The sequence below is a fragment of the Candidatus Aquicultor sp. genome (assembly GCF_054640775.1).
Window position 1 is genome coordinate 1 of sequence record NZ_JBTSLF010000199.1, and the last position, 4,309, is coordinate 4,309.

General features: G+C 51.1%; 4 protein-coding genes. 2 read left to right on the plus strand and 2 right to left on the minus strand.

The features are described 5' to 3' along the window. On the minus strand, positions 1-364 hold a 364-nt coding region (locus tag ACYC56_RS12625; RefSeq protein WP_461374530.1), incomplete at its 3' end, for an NADPH-dependent FMN reductase. Positions 365-507: 143 nt separating this feature from the next. Beyond that, positions 508-1,014 (minus strand): RidA family protein, encoded by a 507-nt coding sequence (locus ACYC56_RS12630; protein ID WP_461374531.1) that lies wholly within the window; start codon positions 1,012-1,014, stop codon positions 508-510. Positions 1,015-1,433: 419 nt separating this feature from the next. Here ACYC56_RS12630 and ACYC56_RS12635 point away from each other — a divergent pair, with 419 nt between their 5' ends. Then, entirely contained in the window at positions 1,434-2,945 is a 1,512-nt protein-coding gene (locus ACYC56_RS12635; protein ID WP_461374533.1) for an acyl-CoA carboxylase subunit beta, read from the plus strand. A gap of 10 nt (positions 2,946-2,955) precedes the next feature. Then, on the plus strand, positions 2,956-4,309 hold a 1,354-nt coding region (locus ACYC56_RS12640; RefSeq protein WP_461374532.1), incomplete at its 3' end, for an acetyl-CoA carboxylase biotin carboxylase subunit.

Genomic DNA, 4,309 nt, shown 5'->3' on the forward strand with positions numbered 1-4,309 from the left:
TTCCAATGGAGGCACCCATGATGGCCACGGGTTTTTCTTCAAAGGGGCTCGTCCCATATGGTCTTGAGGCCGCGTCGAGGGCATTTTTCAAAACCCCGGGCACGGAATAATTATATTCCGGGGTTACAATAAGAATTCCATCCGCTGCTATTATTTTGGCCTTAAATTCTTTTACTTTTTCATGGGGCGTATTCTCCAGGTCCTGATTGAAGGGAGGGATGCCTTCCAGATCGAATATCTCCAATTCCACTTCTTTCGGAACAACCTCTCCCGCTGTCCTTAAAAGCATTTTGTTAAAGGACCCTTTCCGGAGACTTCCGGCAAAACCTAGTATTTTAATCTTTTCGTTTCCTTTATCCGCCATATCAGACCTCCTTTTTTCGTCAGGAAGTTTCTTTCCATGTCATTGCTCCATAAAAAAAAGATAATACAGCCCCTGAAAGATGTCAAATCGTTACCAACCTTCCCTGTGGGGGAAAAGGAAGTAACGGGAGATAGGAATGCCCGTCAAACAATGATCTCCAACTCGGCCTCGATCTCCACCGGGATATTGAAGGGCAGTTCGGCCAGGCCCACGGCCGACCGGGCGTGATCTCCTCTTTCGGGGCCATATAATTCAAAAATAAGATCGGAGAAACCGTTGATCACCGAGGGCATTTGATTAAAGCCCGGGGCGGCATTGACCATCCCGAAAACCCGCAACCAGGCACTGATCCGGTCCAGATCCCCCAGAATCCTTTTTAAATCGCCGAGGATGGATAAGGCTGTCAATCTGGCCGCCTGATATCCTTGTTCCAATGATACTTCGGCCCCTACCTTGCCCAGGGGTTCGGCGATGGAGCCGTCGGGATTCTGGGGTGGATGGCCGGAAACAAAAACCCGGTTGCCTCTGATCCGGACCCAGGAAAAGGGCAGTTTCACCCCTGCCGGGGCCTTGACCGGTTCCGGAAGGACCAGCCCCATGGCTTTTAATTTTTCTTCAACCTTGATTGGATTCTCATTTTTCTCCGTCATAACACTACCTCCTGAATTACTGGGTTTATTTCAAAAGATTTTACATCCCTGTTGAATATTGTTAAAACCCCCCATTCCATAGGGCCGGATTTTAGTTTAACTCTCGACTTCTTCTCTTTGTTTTGTTATAAATGGTAGCCGAAAAACGGGCATTACATCAAGAGAAAAACCTTTTCCTTGACCTTGGACAAAATTGAACGTTTTTCAAAGGGCTCCTATTGTAATAGTCAAGGAAGTGCTTTCTAAATAGTAATGGAGAAAACATGAATCGGAAAACAAAACCAGAAAAAACCCTGTTGACCGAAAAGGAATCCAACACGTCCTCCCCTTCTGAGGACAAGAATGTGTCCATCCGGGCGCTCCCCCTTCCCCTGGCCTATGGCGCTCCACCCCTTGATAATCTGGATGTCCTGCAGGGGATGCGTATTGATGCCATCCAAGGGGGCGGGACGGAGCAGATAGCCGTTCAGCATAAAAAAGGAAAACTCTCCGCCCGGGAACGTATCGATTTGCTTTTGGATGAAGGGTCTTTTGAAGAATTCGACCTCCTGAAAACCGGGCGGGGGGGTGCATTTGGAAAAGAACGCAATTATCCGGGGGACGGCGTGATTACCGGTCATGGGACTATCGATGGTCGGGAGGTCTTTGTCTTCAGCCAGGACTTTACCATGGTTGGCGGATCATTGGGAGAGGCCCATTCTCAAAAAATCTGTAAGGTCATGGATCATGGCGTCCGGGTGGGGGCCCCGATAATCGGTCTTAATGACTCGGGAGGGGCGCGCATTCAGGAGGGCGTGGACGCCCTGGCGGCCTATGGTGAAATCTTTAATCGCAACGTCCTGGCCAGCGGGGTGGTACCCCAAATCTCCTGTATTATGGGCCCCTGTGCCGGCGGGGCGGTTTACAGTCCGGCTATGACCGACTTTACTTTCATGGTGGAGCATACTTCCAATATGTTTGTTACCGGACCTAATGTGGTCAAGACCGTGACCCATCAGGAAATCAGTTCCGAGGATTTGGGCGGGGCCGCGGTTCACAACCAGAAAAGCGGGGTAGCCCACTTTGCTTTTCCAAATGATATCCTTTGCCTGAGAGAAGTCAGGCGTCTGATTAATTATCTTCCATCGCATAACCGGCAAAGGGCGCCTATTCTGGATCTAAGGGACCCGGCCGATCGGATGGACCCGGCCCTGGACTATCTGGTCCCCATCAACCCCAATCAAAGTTATGACATGAAGGTCCTGATTCACAGCATTCTCGATGGTGCGGAGTTTATGGAAATTCAGGCCCGTTTTGCTCAGAACATCCTCTGCGGTTTCGGCCGCCTGGGCGGACAGACCATAGGTCTTATTGCCAATCAGCCGGCCGTCCTGGCCGGGGTATTGGATTCAAACGCCTCGAACAAGGCCGCCCGATTTGTCCGTTTTTGTGACGCCTTCAATATTCCTTTGATTTGTTTGGTGGATGTCCCCGGTTTCATGCCCGGGCCGGAGCAGGAACACGGAGGAATCATCCGCCACGGTGCCAAGCTGCTTTATGCCTTTGTCGAAGCCACGGTCCCCCGGATTTCGGTTATTGTTCGCAAAGCCTATGGGGGGGCTTATGTGGTCATGAATTCCAAGCATATCCGCTGCGACATCAATTATGCCTGGCCAACAGCCGAAATCGCCGTACTGGGCCCCAGGGGAGCGGCCGAAGTCATTTATCGAAAAGAAATTCAAAAGGCCCCCGATCCGGAAGCCCTTTTGTCCCAAAAAACTGAAGAATACCGTCAGACCTTCGCCAATCCCTTTCTGGCCGCCCAAAGGGGTTATATCGACGATGTCATTTTCCCTCGAAGTACCCGGCATCGCCTGATTCGAGGGCTTCAGGTTTTGGAAGGTAAGCAGGTCAACAAGCCGTTACGAAAACACGGCAATATTCCTTTGTGAGGTGTCTTTCATGTTTGACAAAATCCTCATTGCCAATCGAGGAGAAATAGCCGTTCGGGTCATCCGGACCTGTAAACGTTTGAATATCGGGACCGTGGCCGTTTATTCGGAGATGGATTCCAGATCTCTTCATGTCCAGGAGGCGGATGAGGCCTTCTTATTGGGATCGGCCAGATCGGAGCATTCTTATCTGAATAAAGAAAAAATTATCGCCCTGGCGTTACAGGAAAAATGTCAGGCCATTCATCCCGGATACGGGTTCCTTTCCGAAAATTCGGAATTTGCCCGCCTGGTTTCGGAAGCCGGATTGATTTTTATCGGGCCTCCGGCCTCGGCCATAGCCCTTCTGGGGGATAAAATCGCCTCAAAAAAACTGGCCATAAAATCCGGCTTGCCGGTAGTTCCCGGGCCGGATTTTGCCCTGTCGGACCGTCATAAGATTGAGGACCTGGCCGACAAAATCGGCTTTCCTCTGTTACTCAAGCCTGCGGCCGGAGGCGGAGGCAAAGGCATGCGGATCATCAATCACCGGGAAGAATTGGCAGCCGCCTTGAAAGCCTGTCAGGAAGAAACCCGTAAGGCTTTTGGTGATGACCACATTTTTTTAGAACGTTACCTGGAAAAACCCCGTCACATTGAAGTTCAAATTCTGGCCGACTCTTTCGGCCGGGTGATTCATCTCGGGGAGAGAGAATGTTCCATTCAACGGCGTTATCAAAAGGTCATTGAGGAAACCCCCTCCATGGCCCTGTCCGAGACCCAAAGAAGGGAAATAGGCGAATTGGCCTGTACCCTGGCTCGTGAGGCAGGCTATGTCAATGCCGGCACCGTGGAATTTTTGATGGATAAGGAGGGGGCTTTTTATTTTTTGGAGATGAACACCCGCCTTCAAGTAGAACATCCGGTGACCGAATGGGTCACTGGTCTGGACTTAGTAGAACTTCAACTCAGAATCGCCGCCGGCCAACCCCTTCCTCTGCAGCAAAAAGATGTTAAATTCCAAGGATGGGCCATCGAAGCTCGGATCTGTGCCGAGGATCCCTCGCGGGGTTTCCTGCCGGCCACGGGGATGATCACCCGGTCTGCGGTTCCAAAGGGGAAAAATATCCGCTTGGACAGCGGGATCGAGGCCGGCAGTCTGATCAGCGTTTATTATGATTCACTCCTGGCCAAAGTATCGGCCTGGGGAGAAACCCGTGAGGAAGCCCGCGAGACCCTGGTCCAGGCTTTGAACGGCTATCATTTGGAAGGGGTGACCACCAATTTAGATTTTGTCAACGCCGTGTTGACCCATCCGTCCTTTTCTGATGGGTCATTGTCGACTGATTTTATAGCCGAGCATTTTGAGGAAGGCCGCCGAAAAA